At 68.4% G+C, this 21,086-nt stretch carries 26 protein-coding genes and 1 pseudogene; 10 read left to right on the top strand and 17 right to left on the bottom strand.

Annotated features, from left to right (window positions below; genetic code table 11):
- Positions 1-13: 13 nt before the first annotated feature.
- Together ACWGKT_RS15850 and ACWGKT_RS15845 are read right to left on the bottom strand one after the other, a co-directional pair.
- Positions 14-901, bottom strand: a complete 888-nt coding sequence (locus ACWGKT_RS15850) for a prohibitin family protein (RefSeq protein ID WP_356146856.1) — start codon at positions 899-901, stop codon at positions 14-16.
- Between the two features lie 200 nt (positions 902-1,101).
- Positions 1,102-1,995, bottom strand: a complete 894-nt coding sequence (locus tag ACWGKT_RS15845) for an NAD-dependent epimerase/dehydratase family protein (protein ID WP_453274055.1) — start codon at positions 1,993-1,995, stop codon at positions 1,102-1,104.
- Between the two features lie 143 nt (positions 1,996-2,138).
- On the opposite strand from ACWGKT_RS15845, the gene ACWGKT_RS15840 reads away from it, so the two are divergent.
- Entirely contained in the window at positions 2,139-2,990 is an 852-nt protein-coding gene (locus tag ACWGKT_RS15840) for a helix-turn-helix transcriptional regulator (RefSeq protein WP_453274054.1), read from the top strand.
- Positions 2,991-3,175: 185 nt separating this feature from the next.
- Here ACWGKT_RS15840 and ACWGKT_RS15835 read toward each other — a convergent pair whose 3' ends face one another.
- Entirely contained in the window at positions 3,176-3,481 is a 306-nt protein-coding gene (locus tag ACWGKT_RS15835; RefSeq protein WP_453274053.1) for a dihydrofolate reductase family protein, read from the bottom strand.
- Between ACWGKT_RS15835 and ACWGKT_RS15830 the strand changes: the two genes are divergently transcribed.
- Positions 3,450-3,680, top strand: a complete 231-nt coding sequence (locus tag ACWGKT_RS15830) for an MmyB family transcriptional regulator (protein WP_453274052.1) — start codon at positions 3,450-3,452, stop codon at positions 3,678-3,680. The two genes, ACWGKT_RS15835 and ACWGKT_RS15830, sit on opposite strands and share 32 nt — an antisense overlap.
- A gap of 13 nt (positions 3,681-3,693) precedes the next feature.
- Here the strand turns inward: ACWGKT_RS15830 and ACWGKT_RS15825 are convergent, their stop codons facing one another.
- Positions 3,694-3,921: a hypothetical protein gene (locus ACWGKT_RS15825; RefSeq protein WP_453274051.1), complete on the bottom strand. Its 228-nt coding sequence runs from the start codon at positions 3,919-3,921 to the stop codon at positions 3,694-3,696.
- A 79-nt stretch (positions 3,922-4,000) separates the two neighbouring features.
- Complete coding sequence (locus tag ACWGKT_RS15820) at positions 4,001-4,261, bottom strand: hypothetical protein (protein WP_453274050.1); 261 nt, start codon at positions 4,259-4,261, stop codon at positions 4,001-4,003.
- A 151-nt stretch (positions 4,262-4,412) separates the two neighbouring features.
- Here ACWGKT_RS15820 and ACWGKT_RS15815 point away from each other — a divergent pair.
- Together ACWGKT_RS15815 and ACWGKT_RS15810 are read left to right on the top strand one after the other, a co-directional pair.
- Positions 4,413-4,616, top strand: a pseudogene (locus tag ACWGKT_RS15815) (DUF1259 domain-containing protein); the annotation flags it as partial.
- Positions 4,617-4,665: 49 nt separating this feature from the next.
- Positions 4,666-5,871, top strand: a complete 1,206-nt coding sequence (locus tag ACWGKT_RS15810) for a cytochrome P450 (protein ID WP_453274049.1) — start codon at positions 4,666-4,668, stop codon at positions 5,869-5,871.
- 148 nt (positions 5,872-6,019) lie between these two features.
- On the opposite strand, the gene ACWGKT_RS15805 is transcribed toward ACWGKT_RS15810, so the two are convergent.
- The 4 genes from ACWGKT_RS15805 to ACWGKT_RS15790 form a co-directional block, all read right to left on the bottom strand.
- Positions 6,020-6,502 carry a DUF6114 domain-containing protein gene (locus tag ACWGKT_RS15805; RefSeq protein ID WP_453274048.1) on the bottom strand — a complete coding sequence of 161 codons (483 nt, stop codon included), beginning with the start codon at positions 6,500-6,502 and terminating at the stop codon, positions 6,020-6,022.
- A gap of 118 nt (positions 6,503-6,620) precedes the next feature.
- The gene (locus ACWGKT_RS15800; protein ID WP_453274047.1) at positions 6,621-7,244 is read right to left on the bottom strand and encodes a DUF6230 family protein; all 624 of its coding nucleotides are present in this window, start codon (positions 7,242-7,244) and stop codon (positions 6,621-6,623) included.
- Positions 7,245-7,555: 311 nt separating this feature from the next.
- Entirely contained in the window at positions 7,556-7,945 is a 390-nt protein-coding gene (locus ACWGKT_RS15795) for a hypothetical protein (RefSeq protein ID WP_453274046.1), read from the bottom strand.
- 98 nt (positions 7,946-8,043) lie between these two features.
- A complete protein-coding gene (locus ACWGKT_RS15790) occupies positions 8,044-8,844 on the bottom strand; it encodes a thioesterase family protein (protein WP_453274045.1) in 801 nt (266 codons plus the stop codon).
- 290 nt (positions 8,845-9,134) lie between these two features.
- On the opposite strand from ACWGKT_RS15790, the gene ACWGKT_RS15785 reads away from it, so the two are divergent.
- From ACWGKT_RS15785 to ACWGKT_RS15775, 3 genes are all read left to right on the top strand, one after another.
- On the top strand, positions 9,135-9,701 hold the full coding sequence (locus ACWGKT_RS15785) for an RICIN domain-containing protein (RefSeq protein WP_453274044.1): 567 nt from the start codon (positions 9,135-9,137) through the stop codon (positions 9,699-9,701).
- A 430-nt stretch (positions 9,702-10,131) separates the two neighbouring features.
- Positions 10,132-10,488: a S24/S26 family peptidase gene (locus ACWGKT_RS15780; RefSeq protein ID WP_453274043.1), complete on the top strand. Its 357-nt coding sequence runs from the start codon at positions 10,132-10,134 to the stop codon at positions 10,486-10,488.
- A gap of 94 nt (positions 10,489-10,582) precedes the next feature.
- Positions 10,583-11,020: a hypothetical protein gene (locus tag ACWGKT_RS15775; protein WP_453274042.1), complete on the top strand. Its 438-nt coding sequence runs from the start codon at positions 10,583-10,585 to the stop codon at positions 11,018-11,020.
- Here ACWGKT_RS15775 and ACWGKT_RS15770 read toward each other — a convergent pair.
- From ACWGKT_RS15770 to ACWGKT_RS15760, 3 genes are all read right to left on the bottom strand, one after another.
- The gene (locus ACWGKT_RS15770) at positions 10,997-12,532 is read right to left on the bottom strand and encodes a PQQ-binding-like beta-propeller repeat protein (protein WP_453274041.1); all 1,536 of its coding nucleotides are present in this window, start codon (positions 12,530-12,532) and stop codon (positions 10,997-10,999) included. The two genes, ACWGKT_RS15775 and ACWGKT_RS15770, sit on opposite strands and share 24 nt — an antisense overlap.
- 94 nt (positions 12,533-12,626) lie before the next feature.
- Positions 12,627-13,223, bottom strand: a complete 597-nt coding sequence (locus ACWGKT_RS15765) for a DUF6348 family protein (protein WP_453274040.1) — start codon at positions 13,221-13,223, stop codon at positions 12,627-12,629.
- A gap of 111 nt (positions 13,224-13,334) precedes the next feature.
- A complete protein-coding gene (locus ACWGKT_RS15760) occupies positions 13,335-13,769 on the bottom strand; it encodes a hypothetical protein (protein WP_453274039.1) in 435 nt (144 codons plus the stop codon).
- Positions 13,770-13,958: 189 nt separating this feature from the next.
- Between ACWGKT_RS15760 and ACWGKT_RS15755 the strand changes: the two genes are divergently transcribed.
- The 3 genes from ACWGKT_RS15755 to ACWGKT_RS15745 all read left to right on the top strand — a co-directional run bounded on the left by ACWGKT_RS15755 (position 13,959) and on the right by ACWGKT_RS15745 (position 16,621).
- On the top strand, positions 13,959-15,194 hold the full coding sequence (locus ACWGKT_RS15755; protein ID WP_453274038.1) for a glycosyltransferase: 1,236 nt from the start codon (positions 13,959-13,961) through the stop codon (positions 15,192-15,194).
- Between the two features lie 200 nt (positions 15,195-15,394).
- Positions 15,395-15,658: a hypothetical protein gene (locus tag ACWGKT_RS15750; RefSeq protein ID WP_453274209.1), complete on the top strand. Its 264-nt coding sequence runs from the start codon at positions 15,395-15,397 to the stop codon at positions 15,656-15,658.
- Positions 15,659-15,697: 39 nt separating this feature from the next.
- A complete protein-coding gene (locus ACWGKT_RS15745) occupies positions 15,698-16,621 on the top strand; it encodes a GNAT family N-acetyltransferase (RefSeq protein ID WP_453274037.1) in 924 nt (307 codons plus the stop codon).
- 8 nt (positions 16,622-16,629) lie between these two features.
- Here the strand turns inward: ACWGKT_RS15745 and ACWGKT_RS15740 are convergent, their stop codons facing one another.
- The 5 genes from ACWGKT_RS15740 to ACWGKT_RS15720 form a co-directional block, all read right to left on the bottom strand.
- Positions 16,630-17,274 (bottom strand): hypothetical protein, encoded by a 645-nt coding sequence (locus tag ACWGKT_RS15740; protein WP_453274036.1) that lies wholly within the window; start codon positions 17,272-17,274, stop codon positions 16,630-16,632.
- A 167-nt stretch (positions 17,275-17,441) separates the two neighbouring features.
- On the bottom strand, positions 17,442-18,248 hold the full coding sequence (locus ACWGKT_RS15735; protein WP_453274035.1) for a hypothetical protein: 807 nt from the start codon (positions 18,246-18,248) through the stop codon (positions 17,442-17,444).
- A 101-nt stretch (positions 18,249-18,349) separates the two neighbouring features.
- A complete protein-coding gene (locus tag ACWGKT_RS15730; protein ID WP_453274034.1) occupies positions 18,350-18,949 on the bottom strand; it encodes a 2'-5' RNA ligase family protein in 600 nt (199 codons plus the stop codon).
- A gap of 61 nt (positions 18,950-19,010) precedes the next feature.
- The gene (locus ACWGKT_RS15725) at positions 19,011-19,364 is read right to left on the bottom strand and encodes a TraR/DksA family transcriptional regulator (RefSeq protein WP_453274033.1); all 354 of its coding nucleotides are present in this window, start codon (positions 19,362-19,364) and stop codon (positions 19,011-19,013) included.
- 235 nt (positions 19,365-19,599) lie between these two features.
- Positions 19,600-20,904 carry a PP2C family protein-serine/threonine phosphatase gene (locus ACWGKT_RS15720; RefSeq protein ID WP_453274032.1) on the bottom strand — a complete coding sequence of 435 codons (1,305 nt, stop codon included), beginning with the start codon at positions 20,902-20,904 and terminating at the stop codon, positions 19,600-19,602.
- Positions 20,905-21,086 lie beyond the last annotated feature (182 nt).

Genomic DNA, 21,086 nt, shown 5'->3' with positions numbered 1-21,086 from the left:
GCCGAGGTGCCGACTAGTTCTTGCTGTTGTTCACGATGACCGGCGTGCCGCCCGAGTCCGTACCGCACGGCACCGCGTACACGGGGTTGGCCTTGGCGGCCTCCCGGTAGGCATCCAGGCACTGGTTGTACAACACCTTGTCGCTCAGGGACTTCTCGATGATCTTGTTGGCGCGGGCGATGCCCTCCGCCTCGATCCGCTTGCGCTCCGCCTCAGCCTTGGCCGTCCGCGACGCCTCGACGGCCCGCTCGGTGGCCTGCTCCTGCTGGATCTTCTTGTCGATCTGATCCTGCAGCTTGTCTGACGGCCTCACATTGCGCAGGTTGACGGCCGTGACGTCGATCCCGCGCGGGGCCAGGCGCTCCTTGATGAGCCGTTCGATCTCCGAGCCGATCTGCTCGCGGGCAGAGGCGTACCCCTCCTCGCTGGTGTGCTTCGCGAAGACGTTTCGAATGATCTCGCGGCTGTCCGGCAGCACGAGGCGCGCCTGGATGGCGTCCTCACTGCCCGCCAGCCGGTACAGCTCGACCGCCTTCCCCGGAATGACGGCCCACTTGATGGTGACGTCCGCGTACAGCACACCGCCCTGCGACGAGCGGACCTCGACCACGTCCTTGTCATAGAGGTTGAGGTCCACCGGACGGGTGGAATACGAAGTGACCTCGGTGAACGGCGACTTCACGTGGATGCCGGACGTGAGTGGCGTGCCGACCTTGCCGAAGGTAACCGGAACGCCGACCTCGTAGGCGCTCACGACATAGACGCACGCGAAGACGCCGGCCAGCACGCCCGCCACGGCGCTGAGCACGGCCCCGAGCTTCCAACTCCCGGCCGAGCGTGCGCGACCGACGAAGAAGAGCACGACCGCCGCTATGAGCAGCAGGATGGACAGCACGAACACAGGTATCCCCCTCCGGAAACGGTCTGCTCCGCCTCGGGCGCGACCGGTAGCGCATGGTAACGAGCCCCGGTGACGATCCCGTACGCGACCCCTGTGGGTCGTTCGGAACAGTGCGGATCACGCAACCCGCCGACCGGAGCCGGGAAGATACCGCGCTCCCCTGGTGCGGGCAACGCGTTGGGGAACGCGGCCGATTGTGGTCAGCGGCCGGCGGAAGCTGCGTACGACCCGGAGCGCAGTTCGTCCAGGAGACTGGGCTCGGACGGCTTCCAGCCGAGCAGTTGCTCGGCGCGGGAGGGATCCATCAGGGAGGAGCGGGTGAGCACGCCGGCGAAGGGGCCCATCTTCTGCTGGGCCTGCTCCATGGTGATGGACAGCGCGCGGCCCTCGGTGATGTGGGCCACCGCCTCGACGATCTCCCGCATGGAGGCACCGCTCCGGGATGCGGCGTTGACGACAAGTCGCGGCTCGGCCCTGGTCAGCGCGGCGACATACAGGCGGGCGAGGTCGTCGACGTGCACCGAGCTCCACTCGTTGTTGCCGTCGCCGATGTAGGCGGTGACTCCCTGCTCCCGCGCGTTCGCGATCAGCCCCTGGAGCAGCGCGGTGCCGCCTCGTCCGTAGATCAGCGCGGCCCTGATCACCGTGACCGCCGGCCCCTCGGCAGCCAGTGCCTGTCGCTCGCCCAGCACTTTGTACGGCTGGGCCGACAGTTCGGGTTCCACCAGGGTGTCCTCGTCGGCCGCCACGCCATGTCCGTCGGGGTAGACGAGACCCGTGCTGGTGTAGACGAATGGATTGCCCGGCTTCAGTCCGGCGAGCATGGCCGCGAGCGCGGGCTGCTCCACCTCATGCATGGCCGGATGGGTGAAGTCCACCGCGGCGTGTACGACGGCATCGGCTTCCTCGGCGGCGAGGCGGAGCGTGTCGGTGTCCGCGAGGCTCCCGGGCACCGCCTCCGCGCCCAGCTTCGTGACTCGGTCGCGCGCCGCAAGAGATCGGGCCAGTGCCCTCACCTGGTGACCGGAGGCGATCAGATGCTCGGTGACGACCCCGCCGAGGTAGCCGCTCGCGCCTGTCAGAAAGATCCGCATGATCATGTCCTTCGTTGTCAACGGCGGCCGTCGGTTGCGGGGCCACCGCTGATCAGCGTTCAGGGCCGGCGAGGGCTTATCCAGGGACTGCCGGTCCGTGGCTGGCCGCCGTCCGCGGCGAGGCGAGGCCGTACCGTGGAGCCATGGACAAGCACGCGCTGGCCGCGTTCCTGCGAAACCGGCGAGAGCAGATTCGGCCGGAGGATGTCGGTCTGCCGCGGGGGTCCCGGCGCCGCACGCCGGGGCTGCGGCGGGAGGAGGTCGCCCAGCTCGCTCACATCTCCACGGACCACTACAGCCGCCTGGAGCAGGCCCGTGGACGGCACCCCTCGCGCCAGGTGCTCCAAGGGATCTCTCGTGCGCTGCGCCTGTCCGATCAGGAACGGGCACATCTCTTCTCCCTGGCCGGCGAGTTGGAGCACGATCGGGACCGGCTGCCGTCGCGCGAGGTCGCCCCCTCCACCACCGCCCTGTTGGAACGCCTCGCCGACACACCCGCTCTCGTGGTGGACAACACCTGCCAGATCATCGCGTGGAACCCGCTGGCCGCCGACCTCTTCGAGGACTTCTCGGCCGTTCGGGCTTCGGACCGCAACATCCTGCGCCGTATCTTCCTGCGGACGGACGGCGATGGCGACGCGTACGGGATCACCGACCGCGGGCGCCTGTTGACGAGTGCCGTCAGCTATCTCCGGGTGGCCACCACCCAGTACCCGGACAGCGCCGAGCTTCGCTCCCTCATCGCCGAACTCCTGGCCGGCAGCACGGAGTTCGCCGAGCTCTGGAATTCGCAGCAACTCCAGATCGACCACCACGCGCAGCAGGTCTTCCACCATCCGCAAGTGGGCCGGATCGAGCTGGACTTCGACATCCTCAGCGTCCCGGACCGCGACCAACAAGTGGTGCTCTTCACCGCCGAGCCGGGCTCCAGCGCGTACCAGAACCTGCAGCTCCTGAAGGTGATCGGCACCCAACTCATGGACGTCCCTGCCTGAGGCCGGGCCGGTGCGGTTCTCATCGGGATCCTGGCACGTCACGCTGCTGGGAGGGGTAACGCCAGGGGGGCAGGGATGCTGAGGGGCGGGTGGCCGGTCCGTGGCGGGCCTTGTCCGTGAGCGGCTACTTCACGAAGCGGTACTTCAGGTGCGTGGCGAGGGGTGTGTCGACCATCTGGATCGGCTCAAGACGTCGCAGACCGGCGCCCAGTCCCTCGAAGAGCCGCAGCCCGTCGCCCAAGAGGGGGGGGCACCACGTGCAGTGGCAGCTCGTCGATGAGCCCCTCTCCGAGGTACTGCTGCACCGTGCTCGCACCGCCCGCGATGTCGACGTTCTTGTCGCCGGCGGCAGCCTTCGCCTGGTCGAGGGCGCTGTGGATGCCGTCGGTGACGAAGGTGAAGGTGGTGCCACCTCGTTGACCAGGGTCGGCCGATGACGGTGCGTGAGCACGAAGACCGGTGTCCCGAACGGCGGGTTGTCGCCCCAGCACTCCTCGCCCGCGTCGTACGGTCGTCGGCGACCTGGAACTCGATCAGGAGACCATGAGCCTGCCGGACGAGAGCGGCCTGAGCGTGGTCGTCTACAGCGCGCCACCCGAATCAGCCGCCGAGGACGCCCTGAAGTTGCTGGCCAGCTGGTCCGCCACGATCGGGCCGGAACGGGACGCGATGTCAGAGAGCAGGTTGTGACCGGCTCAGCCCATCAACTGCCGGACGGCTCCTGGACGCCGTAGCCGTCGTCGGGGAGGCTGCGATCAGGTTCGGGGCATGGGCCGTGGGCGAAGCCCCGGACATCGACCTTGTTCAGGATCCAGTCGTCGAGCGGCGGCGAGTCGTAGCTTTGCCGGTCGGTGAAGGCGAAACCCACACGTACGTCGTTGATCGGTTCGGTCTCCAGGCTCCGCTGGTTCGTGAGGTTTTCGTACTCCACGGTCCGCCAGCGACCGCCGACGTCGGTGATCGCGGCGGCCAGGGCCCCTTCGGTGATGCGGGAGTCGACCTTTCGCAGCTCACCGGGGCCGGGGACCGGGGAGTTCCAGCTCCTCGCGCCAGGCTGGAATGATCATGGAGTCCAGTCGGCGGCATCGGCAGAAGACCATCTGCAGGCTGCCGAAGCCGAACCAGTGCGGCCGGCGGGACTGCTTGTGGACGCGCCCGTACGCCACGGGTTCGCCGTAGGCGGCGACCAGGTCGGGCAGGGAAGCACCGTAGCTCAGGGATCCCATTCTTCCTGTCACCGCCAGTACCGCCAGCTCGGCCACGAAGTCCATGCGCAGATCATCGCACCGTGCGGACAGGTGTTCTGGCGTGAGCGCCAGTCAGAACCCTGGGCCGCCCGAAGGGACGCGATCAGACTCGCGCGGCGAGCTGCCCTCCCGCCCGACTCCAAAGGCGGCAGCTGCTTAGCCCAGCTGGCCGCATGTGACGGTGCTGGTCACCGAGCCATGCGGTCTCTCGTGCTTCGATGATCGCCAACGAGGTCTCCGGCCCGTCCTCGCGGCCCTGCGGTGTGGCGGCGTCGAACTCGTCGAGGTGCCCGAACACAACCCGACCGACGAACCACGCCTGCACTTCGTCCACTACTGGGCCGACGGCGATCCCGTCAGGCCCACCGCGGCCATACACCGGGCTGTGGACGCCACCAACGTCGTACCCATCCCGGAGGAGCCCACCGATGACCGCGAACAACGAGGCAATCACCTGCCCATTCGACTTCAGCGAAGCCCTGGAGTTCGACCCTGTGCTCGCGGACCTGATGGGTCGCAATACCCCCGCACGCATCCGGCTCCCCTACGGCGATGCGGACGCCTGGCTGATCACCGGCTTCGAATCCGTCAAACAGGTGACCACCGACCATCGCTTCAGTCGGGCGGGCATCATCGGCCTCAACTACCCCCGCATGACGCCGGAGCCCATCGTCTCGCCCGAGTCGATCAACGTGATGGACCCGCCGCAGAGCAGCCGCGTCCGCCACCTGGCCTCACAGGCTTTCACTCAGCCGCAGGTCGACGCCATGCGGCCCCGGATCACCCGGCTCACGGACCTCCTGCTCGACGCCATGGAAAGACAGGGACCGCCGGCCGATCTGGTCCAGTTCCTCTCCGACCCGCTTCCCCAGCACACCGTCCTGGACCTCCTCGGCATCGAGCAGGAGGAATGGCCCCGCATCCAGGAGTCGGTGCACCAACTCCTCGTCGTCGGCCCGGACAACAAGGAGGCCGCCGCGAGTGCGAAGGCCGACCTGACGGCCTACTTCGCCAAACTCGTCGAGCAGCGCCGCCACTCGCCCGGCGAGGACATCATCAGCGCCATGGCCGCGGCGCGGGAGGGCAAGGAGCAGCTCGACGACAGGGAACTGGCGGTCATGACGCTGATGCTGGCGCTCAGTGGCCAGGACACGGCGACCTGCCACATCAGCGACATCACCTACCTGCTCCTGACGCGTCCCGGCCTGATGGAACGCCTCAGGAGCCGGCCGGAGACGCTGACCGATGTCCTGCATGAAATGCTCCGCTGCATCCCGTTCCGCAAGGGGGTCGGAATTCCCCGGGTGGCCCTTGAGGACGTGGAGCTGGACGGTGCTCTCATCCGGGCGGGCGACTTCGTCCACGTGTCGTACCTGACGGCCAACCGTGACCCCGAGCGCTACGAAGACCCACACGTCATCGACCCCGACCGGCCCAGCGCTCCGCACATGACGTTCGGCTGGGGTGGCCACCGGTGCATCGCGATGCCTTTGGGCATGGCGGAACTCGAAGTGGCCATCGGGCGGCTCGTGGAGAGGTTCCCCGGGCTGCGGCTCGCCGTGCCGCCGGAGGAGCTGCGGTGGGACACGGCGACGATCAGGCGTTTTCCGCTGGAGTTGCCGGTGGCTTGGTAGAAGCGCCGGGGCGACACCGACCTCAGCGCCGCATCCGGGCCGCTCACTGCGGCCGGGATGTCGGGCAGGGTCGGTGTCGCCTTTTCGGGCAGGCGCTGGCCGGGTGAGGCGAGGCGAGTGCGCGGCCACGGTGCGCGTCGCGCCATTGTCAGATGTCTCGTCGGCTCTCTGCTGCCGCGTCGACCGAGGACAGGGATTCCGTCGTCGTGGCCGACGGCTCGGCGGAGACGGCTGGCATCCAGGAACAGGCCAGAGAGCCGCCGATCAGGCCGGAGAACAGTCCGAGGAACAGGCCGCCGAAGTTCGCCACGGGAAAGGAAATGAGGGCGAGCAACAGGGTGGCGATGCCGGCGAATACCCGAAGTGCGGGGCGGTAGCAGAGACCGAACCCGAGGACCATGAAGAGCAGGCCGATCACCAGGGATCCGGCGCCGGACGTAGTCGACAGGGCCAGTGGAATGCCGTTCAAGTCCAGGTGCGCGTAAGGCCAATACAGGATCGGCAGGCCGGCCATGAACGTGAACAGCGCGGCCCAGAAGGGTCGTACGCCTCGCCAGATTCTGAACCTGTATCGGAAGTCTGCCGCCGCAACGCGCAGTTCGCGTTTCCGGCCCAAGAAGTTGGTGATCACGTGTCCCGTCCCTGATCGGCACTGCGGCGTCCGCTTCGAGCGTGTGAGCGTGTGAGGCCGACGGCGGCCCGCTCATCCCGTACTCCGCGCACAAGGCTCACAAGCCCCTGTGGTGGGCTCAGAAGCACTCGTGGCGGCCTTGCTCGACCTGGGTGCGCAGGCCGGGAACGCTGAACGTGCCGGCGGTGACCGCGACCGCGGTCCAGTGCACATTGATCAGGGTGGACGAGTCGGCCTGCTGGCCCACACCGTTGGGGTCGAAGAACCGCGAGTGCCTGTCCCCGGGATTGATCAATCCCTTGGTGATCTCCCCTGTCGCGATGCCGATGTCCAGGCTCGTGAAATCCACCTCATCGGCCGTCTGGCTCGTCGCGTCGAGAAACAGGTTCGATGCCTGTGCCGGCCGTACATTGCCGCCGGTGACCCGCAGCGTCTGCGGGCCCAGCACCGGCACATCGATCAGAACGGACTGGCACAGCCCGGTGATCTTCGCGTGCCGGGCTCCCGTGACGACGACGGGCACGAGTTCGCGCTGGCTGGTCACGTCGACCATGCCGTAGATGCTGACTCCTCGGGTGACCATCTTGTCCGCGGCTACCTGGAATTTCTGGCCGGAGATGAAGAACGAGGCGGCGAGTACTCCCTCTGCCATGGCAACGGCGACCGTCGCGCTGGACGCGACGCCGAGAACCAGAATCGCCGCGAAGCGCTTCCAACGAGTTCTACCTGCGCCATGCGACATCCCGTCTCCTTCGGTCCTCGAATCGGCCCGCCCGTCTCGGGCAAGGCGACGATGTCCCGCTGTCCGGTGACGGATCCTAGGCTTCCGGACACGACAAGCGGTTGCATGTCACGTCCGCCGTTCGAGTGGCGCAACTTTTATTGGGCACTTCGGATGACAGGTCTCGCAAAAATTCATTGGACTGAAATCAACGTCCCGTGACGGGGAATGCCGGAAACCGAACCGAGTCCAGCCGCTGCCTGGCTCGCCCCACCATAAACACACCCTCCTGGCTTCGAAAAAAGGGCGGCGCGCCATCGCGATCAGATCCGTCATGCGTCTCGCATGGCAGCGGCGATCAGCGCGGTAACCACGGAAGTCGCGACGAGGCTTCCCAGCGCGACCAGCCCCACACCGATCACGAACAGGCCGCTGGAGTCGTCCGACCAGTCGTAGAAGGCCGCCACGGTCAGGCCCACCGTGGTACCGAGCACAGCGCCCGTGAAGTATCGCCGAGCCGCCGCCCAGCACACCGGTGCCAGCAGCGTCAGCACCAGCCCGATCACCTGCCACGCCTCGTACGGACCGGTCGTCGTACCGTCAGGGTGCACGTCGCGATGCTGGTCCCAGCCCAGCCAGGCAGCCCACAACGCGGCCGTGACCCCGGCCTGCACGGGGATCGACAACAGCTGGGCAACGGGCTTCAGTGTTCCTTGGCTCATAGCCCCAGCGTTCCGGCTCGTACCGTCGCCGGGGAGAGCGCAAGTACTCAGTTCCACCCGAGTACATCGGCCACCGGCTCGGTGCGTGGCCGCCTGCGTCAGCTACGCGGGGCCACGTACAGGCTCTGGGTGCTGCGGCCCAGCGGGCCCTTCTCGTCGTGCAGGGCGGACTCGGCGAGGCCGATGCCCGCGCCGTCGACCATGGTCCGGGCGTCCAGGCAGACCCATTCGCCCTCGGGGTGGCGGTGCAGGCTGACGGTGAGGTCGGCGTTGATGAAGACGTAGCGGTGGAAGTCCAGAGCGGCGCTGACACCGTTGCCCGAGTCGGCTGCCGTCAGCACGCGGCTGAGCGGTGTGATCTCCTCTCCGGCGACCAGGGGAACCCGCATCCGCATCCACGCCGTGCCCGGCCCGGGCTCCAGGAAGGAACCGGCGGCGAAGCGTACTTCCATGGCGGTGTGGTAGCCCTGCTCCCACGGGACCGGGAAGAACGCCTTCGGGAGTACGGCCCCGGGTCCCGGCACCTGCCGGCCCGGTGACACCTGCGGTACCGAGTCCGGCACGGTCTTCATCAGCAGGGCCGTCACCCGCATCACCTCCTGCCCGCCGTCGGGTGTCAGAGCCGCCTCCACCAGCTCGACGCTGCGCCCGGCGCGCAGCACGCGCGTGGCAACGGCCAGCGGCTGTAGCGGAACCGGGCGCATGATCTCGTACGTGAGCCGGGCGACCCGCATGTCCGGCCGTCCGCCCGGCCGCTGCTCGACGGCCAGACCGAGCAGCGCGGCCGGCGGCCCCGCGTGCTGGGAGCCGACGTCCCACGGTCCCCGGGTGTTGGCGGTGGGGAGGAACCGATCGTCGGCCTCCCGCTCGTAGAAGGCCTCGGCTTCTGACGTCGACACGACTGCCCCTCCCTGCCCTGTGGACTACCCGCCGGTGATTCTACTAAGCGCTTGCTCACGCCGCAGGACTGTCGGTCGGCTCCATGCCCCCGACGTCTCCTGCCGCAGCCCCGGACCAGCGCTTCCCGTGCCGTCACGGATCGGTGCAACTCTCGTGTAGGCCATGTGGCCCGGCGCAACTCCGTTCAAGTGAACGGCGGCGCGTCCACGTTGATATGTGGCCCAACAACGGAAATGAACCCTCACGACCTGTTGGCCAAGCCCTACGTCCCGCGAAAGGCGACAACACCATGTCAGCTTGCCGTCGTGTCCTGTCCGCCTGCGCCACTGGCATCTCCGTCGCCGCGCTGACCCTTACAACGGCGCCCCCTGCGGCCGCCGACGACTTCCCGAACGAGGACCTCATCAACAAGGCGAGCGGCGGTCGGCTGGCCCTCTTCCTGGACCATGTCACCGACGGCTCGGTCCCGGTCGCCTTGCGCGATCCCGCGTTCGCCTTCACCACCGAGGCGTGGGACGGCCACGGTTCGTACGCGGAAGGCGAGTGGACCTTCAAGCTGAAGAACCGGGCCGCGAACAAGTGTCTTCAGCCGGTCGACACGAACCCCACCCGCGGTGGCGGCGTGACCGTGAGGACCTGCAACGACTCGGACAATCAGAAGTGGAGCCTTGAGGCGGAGCGAGTCGGTGACACCCAGACCGGTTGGTGGATCTGGCGACCGGTCCTCAACCGCGACGTCGCCCTGACCATCAGGCAATACGCCGAGAACGACAGATACGAGACGCTCTACCTCGACACCGCCTACCCGTCCTCGGACCGACTCTGGAAGCTCGCCCACAACGACGACGCCTGGTGATCGCTGCTGGCAGCGACAGCGACACAGTCGACATCTACGATGCCACCAGGCCGAATCCGGATCAGCCAGAGGCTCATGGTGTGTTCGCCCGAGCAGGATCACGTCCAGACGCTCGACCTGCACTCGAAGGTCCGTGGCGGCTCTCGGCGGGAGCAGAGACAGAGCCTCTTGCAGCCTGTCCCGGGCCCAGCCCTCACCACAGCACGGACAGGTGAACTCGGCCTCCCAGCGCCTCCACCGACGCTTGATCCCGTGGACCCGCACGGACCATACACTCAGCGCCGCTGACACGACGCCGGGAGACAAGCGCTCCCGTTCGAGCATGCGAACGGCGACATTCGGGTTCCGCATCGGAAGCGTTCGCCTCGTTGATGAGAGGGCAGGACACAAATCGGTGGGGTGAGCCCGCCATGTCTGCCACGATCGACAGATGGGCGCATTGGATGCAGTGGCCGACAGGGTTTCCAGCGGACTGACCGTGAAGTTCCGGCCCAGTGGCTCCTCGATGGTCCCCTTGATTCACAGTCGCCAGCAGGTGGTCGTCGCTCCCGTCGACCCGTCAAAGCTGAAGGTTGGAGACATCGTCCTGGCCCGTGTCGCCGGAACGGTGTACCTGCACTTGGTGTCGTCCGTGGACCCGGCCAGGAAGCGGGTTCAGATCAGCAACAACCGGGGCCACATCAACGGCTGGACCAGCCGTGATCGCGTCTTCGGCATCTGCGTGTCGGTCGACGGTGTCCCCAGGCCAGGCGCCACGGACAAGACTCTTGACCAGGCATCCGCCTAGCGTCAGGCCCACACTGGCGGTCCAGAAGGCGATGCGCTGCGCGACCCCGCCTCGCATGATCAGGCTGTCAGTGGCAGCTGCTACGCATGGCGGTATGACCGACGACGAGATCATCAACAGGATCCGAGAAGAGGATGCGGACGGCGAGCTGCCGCCGCCCGCGCCCCCTGAGGCTGTGGCCGAACTTGAGGAGGCCGTCGGGCATCCGATGCCGCCGCTCCTCAAGCGGATGTATCTCGAAGTCGCTGACGGTGGGTTTGGTCGCTGGGGTGAGGCATTGTCCCTTACCGACACGGCGTACAGCTTCAGCGACAGCCGTCGGCTCCTGGAGGAGTACCTGGCCCGGCGCCGAACCCCTAACTATCCTCCGTCTGTTGCACCGCTCTTGACATGGGGCTGTGCGATCTGGTCCCTCGTCGACTACAGCAGGCTCTGCGTCCAGCTTGCCGACATCACCTGCTGCCATCAACGCGTTCTGATGCCAGGGCCTGGACAGTGCGGGCACCGCCTAGACGGTAGAGCAGTCCAGTAGTCGTCCATCGGTGGTGCCGATGAGGAGTCGTCCGGGCTCGGCAACTGTCAGGGCTGACGCAACGACGGGGACTGCGCCGACAGTGAGGTGTCGGCGCCAACGTACGCTGCCGTCCCGGAGGTCGAGTCCGACGATCTCGCCGTCGTCGTATGTGACGTAGACGGTCTTCGTGTCGTGATCGAGGTCCGTGGCCTTCCGGTCTGCGCGAAAGACCCAGGTCGGCTGCCCGCCGGTCACCTCGCGCCGTACGACGAACGAGCCGCCGGGCTGCAACCCGTGGCCGTGATAGACGGTGCCGGCATGAATCAGGTCACCGTCCGAGGTCTCCACGCCGGGGCCGGCGAAGTGGGACTCACCTGGCGTCCAGGAGTAGGGAAACAAGCGAGTGGTCTCCGCTGCCGTCGGCTCACGCGGACGTTCGGCAAGCGGTATGGACTCCAACTCCGCTGCCGCGAGCCAGGTTTCAACCGGTCCAAGGTGCTGTTCGCCCTTCGCGCGAACGGTTTCCCGGAAGTAGATCCGGCTGCCACGCCGGATCCGCAGCCTGCTCCGCTCTCCTCTCTGCCCGGCGGGTGCGAGGGCCGGCAGGCCGTCAGCGCATCGCACCAGGGACACCGAGCCGGAGGGAGTGAGGTGGTCGAGCTGGGCTCCGTCCTGGAGCGCGAGCCGGAGCACGGCCTGCGCGCGTTCCTCCCACGGAGGCCGCACCAGACCGACCCAAGCCGATCGCTCATCTCCGGCGATCACCACGTCACGGCCGCCGCCGGCGTCGTCACGAACAACCCACTGCCGTTGCCCCGAGGGCAGCCAGGACTCCAGCCGGACCCCGTCGAGCGTCGCCACGATCCTGCCGTCGGACAGTGCCTCGACCGCGCGGACGTTGCGTCGCGGATCCCAGTGCGTACTCAGACCGGAGACGGTCTGGCGGGCATCATCTCGGCGGTCGGCTCGCGGGGCAGCCACCCGTGGTCCGGCCAGGTCGTGCCCGGTGAGCGACCGGGGCGGTACGGCCCTCCAGTCGGGGCGGTACACCACCGCGACCTGCCCCTCGCTCCACGCGTCTTTGTCCTGCCAGTCGTCGGACGGGGCCATCAGCACCCGTAGTTCTTGTTCGCTGAGCCATTCCAGGCCCAGGACCTGGCGTCCGAGCTCGTGCTCGATGAGCGAGGTGGTCGTGCCCGCCTCCAGGTCCAGCAGCAGCAGTTCCCCTTCGAAGAAGTAGCCGCCGTCGTAATTACCGGTGCCGACCGCAAGGAAGGGCAGCGTGGGGTGGAAAGCCATCGCGTGCACGGGGTAGCGCGCGCGGAGAAGCGCCCGGCACGCCAGATCATCGGTGGCATAGACGCCGACCGGCGCTGTACTGCCGAACTCTTGCATGCCCGCCACAGCCACGCACGTGCCTGCCACTGCAAGCAGGCCACGGTCCTCGTCATCGACGGCGAGGACGGGATCACCGACCTCGGCGAAGGGACGGTCACCGAGGATTCGGCCGATGCGGAACGAGATGGTCATGGGAACGCCGGATCCTCGCTGGTCCAGCGGAAAGGCTCTACGGGCCTTGGCGGTTGGTGGAACAGGGCCACGCCTTCTTTGATGCGGCCGGCTCTCATGAGGTGTGTGCCGAGGGCGGTCCGGTGGGCCGGGACGGTCGGGTCCAGGAGCGCGACGGCCTCCTCCGGGCGTCCGGCGTCGGAGAGCACAGCACGTTCGCAAGCAGCAGAGCCGTCTGCAGGCGCCGGTTCTCGGCGGCTTCGAGCCCGAAGCCGGCCGCACCGGAGGTGATCGAGTGCCAGCCGGGAACGCCGCGCTCCTCAACGGGGCTCACGTGGTCCGCGAAGCGGCCGCGCGGGTCGAGGAGTTCGAGCAGGCACGCGCCGGCGGTCTGCACCCACGCGTCGGCCGCCTGCCGGGGATTGCCGGACATCGCCACGACACAGTCCATGAAGCACGGCACGTCCTGCTGGACAGTCACGTCCGGCAGCGCGACGAGGTCGTAGTGGCCGCCGCCCCCATGGTGGGGCGGCGCCACGGCCACCGCCCATCCGCGCGGGCTGAGCAGCGAATTGCCCTTCAGCTCGGCGCCCTCTGTGACACCCGGCGCGTACGCCTCAAGGCTCGCCTTCACCAGGGCGAGGAACTCAAGGTCGGGCAGACGTTCCTCAGGCGGCTCGGCAGCACGCGCACGGCGTCGTATCCAGGGCATGCGGTGGATCTTACTCAGCCTCCCCACGACGATGCGGGGAGTCATCGCCAGGGTGGAGGTGGAGGTCGCGCCGGCCGCGCGCATCCTCAACCGCGCTGGACAACGTGCACGTCAGCCAAGGCGAGACAGGGTCGTCGCGCCGGCTCGGCGGGCCTTCGGCTCAAGGACTTCGATCTGCCGCTCCGGGAGTTCCAGACACACGATTCGCTCGTTCTCCACCGTGGAGAAGATCAACTGATTGTCGAGGACCGACTCGCAGTCGATGGTGCGGTGGGCGAGTCGTGAGAAGTAGATGACGCCCTCTTCCGTGGCGAGATCCAGCGGTACGGCCATGTACAGGTCGCCTTTGCGGCGGCGTCCCGGGTTCGTGCTCTGAGCACGGGCGACACCCCGCAGCTCCTCGAAGAGACGGCGAGGTTCAGGCTCAGTGATAGCGAAGTCTACGTAGAGATCAATCGTCGTTTCCGCACCGATTTCTCCCAGGTACGCCCCCAGCACGGCGAGGAAGATTTCCATGTCGGCGTCCGCGGCCGAGGTGATTTTCACAGGTCGCGCCTTCGGAGGGAGACAGTCCACCCGCAGTGGGCGACAAAGTGCGCAAATAGCAAAGGCAAGGAGATCCGACTCCTTGCCACTCTCAACTTATAGCGCACCGGGGGGCTTGCGGCAAGGCCCCGGTCGTGCCGCAAGATGGTCGACCGAAGCCAGAACCTGCGGATATGGGGGATTTGCGACATGCGTGTGGTGTTGTCGACGTGGGGATCGCGCGGGGACGTCGAGCCGGTGGTGGGACTCGCGGTGGCGTTGCGCGGGCTCGGTGCGCAGGTGCGGGTGTGCGCGCCGCCGGACGAGGAGTTCGTGGCGCTGCTGGCTCGTGTCGGCCTGCCGCTGGTACCGCTCGGCCCGACGGTGCGCTCCGTGGTGGCCGGGGAGAGGCCGCCGTCGGCGGAGTACGCGTTCCGGCTCGCGGCCGAACTGGTCGCCGCGCGGTTCGAGACGCTCACCGCGGCCGCCGAGGGATGTGACGCGCTGCTGGCGACCGGCCTGATGCCGTCCGGCGCACGGTCGGTGGCCGAGAATCTGGGCATCCGCTATGTGTTCGCGTGCTTCCACACGCTCGGACTGCCGTCGAGCCATTTCCCTCCGGGTCGGCGGCCGGGTCGGCAGTCCCCACCGGAGGAGACGGACCTCAAGGTGCTGTGGGAGCAGGACGCCCAGCGCGTGAACGACCTCTACGGCAAGGCGGAGAACAGCCATCGAGCGGCGCTCGACATGCCACCGCTGGACAACGTCCGTGACTACGTCTTCACCGACCGGCCGTGGCTGGCGGCGGAGCCGAGCCTGGTTCCGTGGGAGAACATGACGGACCTCGACCTCGTGCAGTCCGGACCGTGGATCCTGCCGGACGAGCGCCCGCTCCCCGAGGAACTGGAGGCGTTCCTGGACGCCGGTGCGCCGCCGGTGTACGTGGGCTTCGGCAGCATGGCCATGCACACCTCGGCGGACGTCGCCCGGGTGGCCATCGAGGCGGTCCGCGCGCAGGGCCGACGCGTCCTGCTCGCCCGTGGCTGGGCCGAGTTGGCCCTGGTCGACGACCGGGACGACTGCTTCGTCGTCGGCGAGGTCAACCAGCAGGCGCTGTTCGGCCGGGTGGCCGCCGTCGTGCACCACGGCGGCGCCGGCACCACGACCACGGCCGCGCGGGCCGGCGCGCCTCAGCTGGTGGTGCCCCAGATCGCGGACCAGCCGTACTGGGCCGCCCAGGTGGCCGAGTTGGGCATCGGCGCGGCACACGACGGTCCGACGCCGACCTTCGACTCCCTGTCGGCCGCGCTCACCACGGTCCTGAGCCCCGAGACCGGCGCGCGGGCGCGGGCCGCGGCCGGCGCGATGAGCACGGACGGGGCGACGGTGGCCGCGCAAAGGCTCATCGACGCGGTCAGCGGGGAAAGGCCGCCCGCATCGGCGTGAACCACGCGGAGAGCCGAGGGCCACGACCGTAAGCGCACCCGATCCGGGCCCATTTGGGACCCCTTTGGGACCCCTTTGGGACCCAAAGGGGTCCCAACTCCCGGAGCAGCCCACTCCGGTTGCATATCGGGAATGGCCGATTACCTGCTGTTCACCCCGGACACCCGGGAACGTGGAATTCCGGGAGCACGCTCCCCGGCGTGAGACGTATCGCAGGAATAGTCCTCGCGGTTCTGCTGATCGGTGGCGTGGTGGCCGCCGTCGTCGCAGGCCGACAAGGTGAGGACAAGGGCACGGCAACGAAGACCGTGCGCGGAGTGATCGGATCGGAGAAGGCCGACTTCTTCGCCGATCCCGACGTGTCGGTGTTGGGATCCGCACGGGCGGACGGTGCCTCGCACCATGCCGGGACGGCGGCCGCGTCCGCAATCGATGAGAAGCCGGGGCTGCGAGGCAGCCGCTAAATCGCAGGCGCACGCGGACAGCCTGAGAAATCATGAAGCATGCGCCCGGATGACTGGCACCTCACCGAAGACCTCGACGACTTCCTCGCCCGTACCCGAGACTTCCTGCACTCGCGCCCCGCGCTGCACACCCTCCATCTGACGGTCACCGAGACCCTGCGAACACGAGGGATGGACGGGTACGGCCCCGAAGCCCCTCTCTTCGGCCGACTGGAGCAAGGGGGTGAGGTGCGCGCCACCTTCTTCCGCACCCCGCCGCGTCATCTGAACCTCACGCCCCTCACCCCCGAGCAGGCCGACGCTCTCGCCGCCCGCCTCGCCGGTCTCGGCCACCCTCTCCCCGGTGTCGGCGCGGACCACGACACCGCCGTCGCCTTCGCCGAGGCGTGGCAGCGGCACACGGGCGCGACGACGACGCGACATAAGCGGCAGCGCCTGTACCGCCTCGGCACGCTCACTCCACCGGAACCGTTTCCGCAGGGCCGGGGGCGAGTCGCGGGTGCGCAGGACCGCGAGCAACTCATCCTCTGGCGCGCAGAGTTCGCCGCCGCCATCGGAGAGGCCGCACTCACGGACGCCGGCTCCTGGGCCGACTCGCGCATCGCCTCCGGGGGCGCCACGTTCTGGGAGACCCCAGATGGCACACCCGTCGCCATGGCCGGCCTGACCTCGATGGTCGCCGGCCAGATCCGGGTGGCACCCGTCTACACCCCGGCCCACCTGCGCGGCCGCGGATACGCGGGCGCGGCGACGGTCGAGGTGAGCCGGGCCGCGCAGGACGCGGGCGCGGCGGAGGTCCTGCTGTTCACGGACCTGGCCAACTCCACCAGCAACGGCCTCTATCAGCGGATCGGGTATCGCCCGGTCGCCGACTTCACGTTGTACGACTTCACGCTGCGCGACTTCTCGCGGGCCGACCCGGAAGTCGTTGGGGTGCACCGTGCCGCTCATCTTCTGAGGTGAACGTCGGCTCACGCGCCCGTATGTCTGGTCAGGCAGGTGAAGTACACGGTGCCGGCCCATTCGGAGCTCTCAGCGAAGCTCAGCACGGCTGCCCGGGCCGGCAGCTCGCACGACGGCACATCTGTAGAGAACGAGCCCGCGCCGTCAGGATCGTACGCAAGGAGATCCGTGCACTGATATGCGGGCGCATTCGCGAGGAGGATCGCATCCTTCACGCCCCCGCCGTCCGATCCGGTGTACACGAGGCAGTACGAGGTGCCCGGGTCGCCTCCGGTGGCAGGGGCTTGGATGACACGGACCTGTTCGAGTTGCGACTGCGCAGCCGCTTTGAGGCTCGGCGACGGACTGACCGAGGAGCCCGATGGAGACGAGGGGTTTGCATCGGCGGTGCCGGCCTCGGTTGGCTGTACAGGTGCCTGCGCGTCCGTACGACTGCCGTCGTCTGCAGCGAGATGCATCGCTCCCGCCACGGCGAAGCCGCTGACCACGGCGACCGCGACGGCCATGCCGGCCAGCGGAAGCCAGGACCACCGCCCCACCGGATCCGACGCGGACACGGAGACGATCGGGATGTTGTCGAGCGTGTCGCCGCTGTGGAAGCGGACCAGATCTTCCTCATCCGGGCGCAGCGGACGCTGCGGACTCTCAGGCATGAACCCCCCAGTGACATGCATACGAGAGGGGAAGTTATGCGCTTTTGAGCTGCTGCCGTGGGGAAATGGAGGAACTGGCACCAGATGTATGTGAATCAGGCGGCGGCCGTGACAGTCGCCGCCGTGCTGCCGGCGAGGTTGCCGGCCATGCCGTCCACGTGCCGCTGTCAGGTCCCGCTCGGTGTCCAGCGTCCGTTCGTGTCCAACTGAAAGAACGGGAGTTGCTGCGATCCGATCACGCGAAACGGTTGTTTCCCGTCACGGATTCGCAGCGTCCCTTCGCGTTCCCCGCTGGTCCAGTCAAGGTCCAGGTGGAAGCTGCAGTCGCATTTTTCGGTGTCGACCTGGACCACGATCACTTCCGGTTCCGTTGATGAGATCCGGTACGGGAAGTCGACGGCGGAGCCGTCATATCCGGCGCTCGGCACCGCGCTTGGCTGGGGAGAGTCCAAGTTCACGGTGAAGCGTCGTTGCGGGATTCCTGCGCAGCCCCCGCCCACCGCGTGGGGAAAGTACGCGGTGCCTCGGGCCTGCCTTCGCGCATCCAGGCCGACCCGGATGGCGTGCAGCACGACACTGTCCGTGGATCTTCCTTGCAGGGTGAGTCGGATGGTGGTCGTATCCGCCGTTACTCCGCCCTGGCGCGTTGCCCACTCGTGCAGGTCTTCTTCGGTCGGTGAAGGAACCGAGACCCGCGCATTGGAGCTGAAGGCGAAGGTTCTGCATCCCGCGTCCTCCGGCGCGTCCACTTGAGTGGTCAACGTGAACGGTGGTTTCCCTCCGTGCGTCACCACATTCGTGACCACCTTGTTCGTGGCACCTCTGATCGCGTCGACGATCAGCGGGCTCACACTCGCCACGGCCACCGCGGAGATGAAGCCCGTGATGGCTTTCCAGTGACGACGCCACCAGTTCTGCCGGGGTCCCGGCTGGTGCGTATGCGGGAGCCTCCCGGGCGGCTGGCGATGAGACATGTCTCTCCTATGGGCGGCCTGCTTCTCCGCGTTTATTGCCCCCTGCCGCCCAACCGTCCGCCCAGTTCACCCGCATGCACCGGCCGACCGGAGTCGGCGCGTCACGCGCGCACGGGTTCGTGGACCTCGCCCGTGCCCAGCGTGATCATGGCCCGGGGCCGCATGGGGCCCTCACCGCGCCTGGAGAGCAAGACCACCTCTTCGACCGCCGCCGACGGTGCGCCGAGCCGGACGGCACACTCGGCTGCCAGGTGCTTCGGGTCCTGGGTACGGCCTAGGGACAGATGCGGCGTGAACCGGCCGCCGCGCCCCTGGCAGAGCGGGAACCGCAGCGCCAGCTCCCGCTGGAGACGGGCCCACGGCGCCGCGCCCGCCGCGGCCGGATCGAGCCACACGGTCGCGTAGTGCCGGTGCCGGAAGTACCGCACCCCGGCCAGGCGCGCCGTGAACGCCGTGCTCTCTGCCGCCGCGGCGGACAGCAGCGGTACGGCCCGCGCGAACTCCTCCTCCGGCACGAACCCGAACAGCAGATTCACGTGCGGCGGCCATCGTCGTACCTGTGGATCGTGCTCCCAGCGGATGTCCTGGATCGCCGGCCAAAGGTCCGGCGGCGGCAGCCACGCCACCGCCGTCCGGGCCGTCGGCGCCGTCTCAAGCACGTCCACCGGCTCGGCCCCGCCGAACACGGGATCCCCTTCCACGTCACCATGGTCGCAAAATGGGGCCGGAGACCGACCTGGACACTCTGTGGCCCCGTCGACGTCAGAGACCGGAGCGGGTCTCCTCGCACTGCACGCATCGTTCCGCATGCGGTACGGCGCGCATGCGTTCTCTGCCGATCGCGCGGCCGCAGTCCAGGCACAGGCCGAAGCCGTGGCCGTCGAGGCGATCCAGTGCGGCGAGCATCCGTGAGAGCGCCACTCCGGCGCGGTCGTGCTGGAGCCGGAGCTGCTCAAGGGAGGTCGCCTTCGGGCCGACATCGGCCGGGTCCGGATCGCACTCCTCGCGTACGGCCGACATCGCGGAGTCGCGTTCGGACAGCTCGCGGCGCAGCCCGTCGGCCTGCGCCGTCAGCGCCAAGCGGGCTGCCTGCTGATCGGCTTCCTGGGCAGTCACTCGTTCAGGGGGTTCGACATCGCTCACTCCTGGTCGTTGTCCGGTGTCAGGTCAGCGATGCACTTCACACGCCTACCCCTGCCGACTCCGGCTATCCGGCCCATCAAACGGGATTCCCGGGAGAAAGGCTTCGGCTCCGTACGTCGATCAGGGGTAGGTCGCAGTCGGTGTCGCTCAGAGCGACCGGCCCCTCGGGATCCGTGAAAGCGCACGCGAGCCCTCCGACCCACGGCCCCTACGAAGGGTGGTCGGCCGGCGGGAGACGTACGGCAAGCAGGGCGACGTCGTCGGTGCCGTCGGGGGCCAGGCCGGTCAGGAGTTCGTCGCAGAGGATCCCGGGGGTTTCGCGGGCGAGGGCGGCGGCGTGCTGGCGCAGGCGGGTCAGGCTGCGGTTCATGGGTTCGCCCCGCCGTTCGACGAGCCCGTCGGTGTAGAGCAGGACGGCGGACTGGTCGGGGAGGGGTTCCGTGGCGCTGGAGCGCGGCACCTCGGTGCTGACGCCGAGCGGAAGACCGTGTCCGCCGTTCAGGTAGTGGGTGTCTCCCTGGTGGGTGATCAGAAGTGGCGGAAGGTGGCCGGCGCGGGCGTAGTCGAGTTGCCGGGGGCCGCCTTCCGGCCCGTGGATGATGGCGTAGATGCAGGTGGCGGTGGCCTCGGGGTAGAGATTGTGCTGGGCGAGGTCCAGGCGGCGCAGGATCCTGGCCGGTGGTTCCTGTCGGTCGCTGGCGATGCCGCGGAGCATGTTGCGCAGGTAGCTCATGGTGACGGCGGCCTTGAGGTCGTGTCCGGTGACGTCGCCGATGATCAGTGTGGTGTCGCCCGTGGGCAGCAGGAAGCTGTCGTACCAGTCGCCGCCCACTTGCGCGGTGGCGTGCGAGGGTACGTAGCGGGCGGCCATGGTCAGGTGGTCGACGACGGGGAGTTCGGGGAGCAGGGAGCGCTGGAGGCGTTCGGCGATGTGTTCCATCTCCCGGTGCAGTCGTGCGTTGTCGACGGCCAGGCCGATGCGGTGGACGATGTTCTCGATCAGGGGCAGGGAGTCCGCGGCGAGCGGGGGATGGCTCCCGCAGCGGGAGACGGTGAGGGCGCCGAGGACCTCCCGGCGCGCCCGCACGGGGGCGCTGACGGCGCTGGCGGCGTCCTGCTCCGCGAAGTAGTGGGCCTGGGCCGCGTCCCACTCGTCGGGTTCGGGGCCCGGGCGCAGGTCGGTACGGGTGAGGAACAGGGGGCCGGCGCCGCGCAGCACGCGGGCCAGTGGACCGGTGGCGGTGTCCGAGAGGCGCGGCAGCCGGGCCACGTCCTCTCGCAGTTGGCCTCCCGCCGCCGTGCGCATGACGCGGATACGATCGATCGCGTTGTCCTCGCTCAGCAGGTCGATGACGCACGAGTCGCCGATGCGGTGGGCGACGATCCGGCACACCCGGCGCAGCCCCTCGGTCGCGTCCATCGTGCCGGCGAGGGCGGAGTTGATGTCGGCCAAGACCGTCAACCGGTCCAGAGCCTGCTGAAGGATCTCGTCGACGTCGTATTCATCCACCATTTCATCCACCATGGGCCACATTCCCCGATTCGCAGGGTGACGGACCGGACCCGTCCGCCGGGGGGGCCCCCCGGGGGGGGGTACACCGCCGGCCCGCGCCGGGGCGCGCCGGGGGGCGCCCGGCGCGCCCCGAAGGGACCGCGCCCCCCAGGGGGGAAGGGGCCCGGCGCGGGGCAACACAA

This window comes from Streptomyces sp. NPDC054794, from assembly GCF_053611585.1.
The sequence above is the reverse complement of the archived record's forward strand: the minus strand, read 5'-3'. Positions and strand labels throughout refer to the sequence as shown.

Bases quoted from the DNA above. Each gene is read 5' to 3' on its own strand.
- ACWGKT_RS15845 (WP_453274055.1), bottom strand. From the start codon at position 1,995: ATGCGGATCTTTCTGACAGGCGCGAGCGGCTACCTCGGCGGGGTCGTC.
- ACWGKT_RS15840 (WP_453274054.1), top strand. From the start codon at position 2,139: ATGGACAAGCACGCGCTGGCCGCGTTCCTGCGAAACCGGCGAGAGCAG.
- ACWGKT_RS15820 (WP_453274050.1), bottom strand. From the start codon at position 4,261: ATGGACTTCGTGGCCGAGCTGGCGGTACTGGCGGTGACAGGAAGAATG.
- ACWGKT_RS15810 (WP_453274049.1), top strand. From the start codon at position 4,666: ATGACCGCGAACAACGAGGCAATCACCTGCCCATTCGACTTCAGCGAA.
- ACWGKT_RS15800 (WP_453274047.1), bottom strand. From the start codon at position 7,244: ATGTCGCATGGCGCAGGTAGAACTCGTTGGAAGCGCTTCGCGGCGATT.
- ACWGKT_RS15795 (WP_453274046.1), bottom strand. From the start codon at position 7,945: ATGAGCCAAGGAACACTGAAGCCCGTTGCCCAGCTGTTGTCGATCCCC.
- ACWGKT_RS15785 (WP_453274044.1), top strand. From the start codon at position 9,135: ATGTCAGCTTGCCGTCGTGTCCTGTCCGCCTGCGCCACTGGCATCTCC.
- ACWGKT_RS15780 (WP_453274043.1), top strand. From the start codon at position 10,132: ATGGGCGCATTGGATGCAGTGGCCGACAGGGTTTCCAGCGGACTGACC.
- ACWGKT_RS15775 (WP_453274042.1), top strand. From the start codon at position 10,583: ATGACCGACGACGAGATCATCAACAGGATCCGAGAAGAGGATGCGGAC.
- ACWGKT_RS15770 (WP_453274041.1), bottom strand. From the start codon at position 12,532: ATGACCATCTCGTTCCGCATCGGCCGAATCCTCGGTGACCGTCCCTTC.
- ACWGKT_RS15765 (WP_453274040.1), bottom strand. From the start codon at position 13,223: ATGCCCTGGATACGACGCCGTGCGCGTGCTGCCGAGCCGCCTGAGGAA.
- ACWGKT_RS15755 (WP_453274038.1), top strand. From the start codon at position 13,959: ATGCGTGTGGTGTTGTCGACGTGGGGATCGCGCGGGGACGTCGAGCCG.
- ACWGKT_RS15745 (WP_453274037.1), top strand. From the start codon at position 15,698: ATGCGCCCGGATGACTGGCACCTCACCGAAGACCTCGACGACTTCCTC.
- ACWGKT_RS15740 (WP_453274036.1), bottom strand. From the start codon at position 17,274: ATGCCTGAGAGTCCGCAGCGTCCGCTGCGCCCGGATGAGGAAGATCTG.
- ACWGKT_RS15735 (WP_453274035.1), bottom strand. From the start codon at position 18,248: ATGTCTCATCGCCAGCCGCCCGGGAGGCTCCCGCATACGCACCAGCCG.
- ACWGKT_RS15720 (WP_453274032.1), bottom strand. From the start codon at position 20,904: ATGGTGGATGAATACGACGTCGACGAGATCCTTCAGCAGGCTCTGGAC.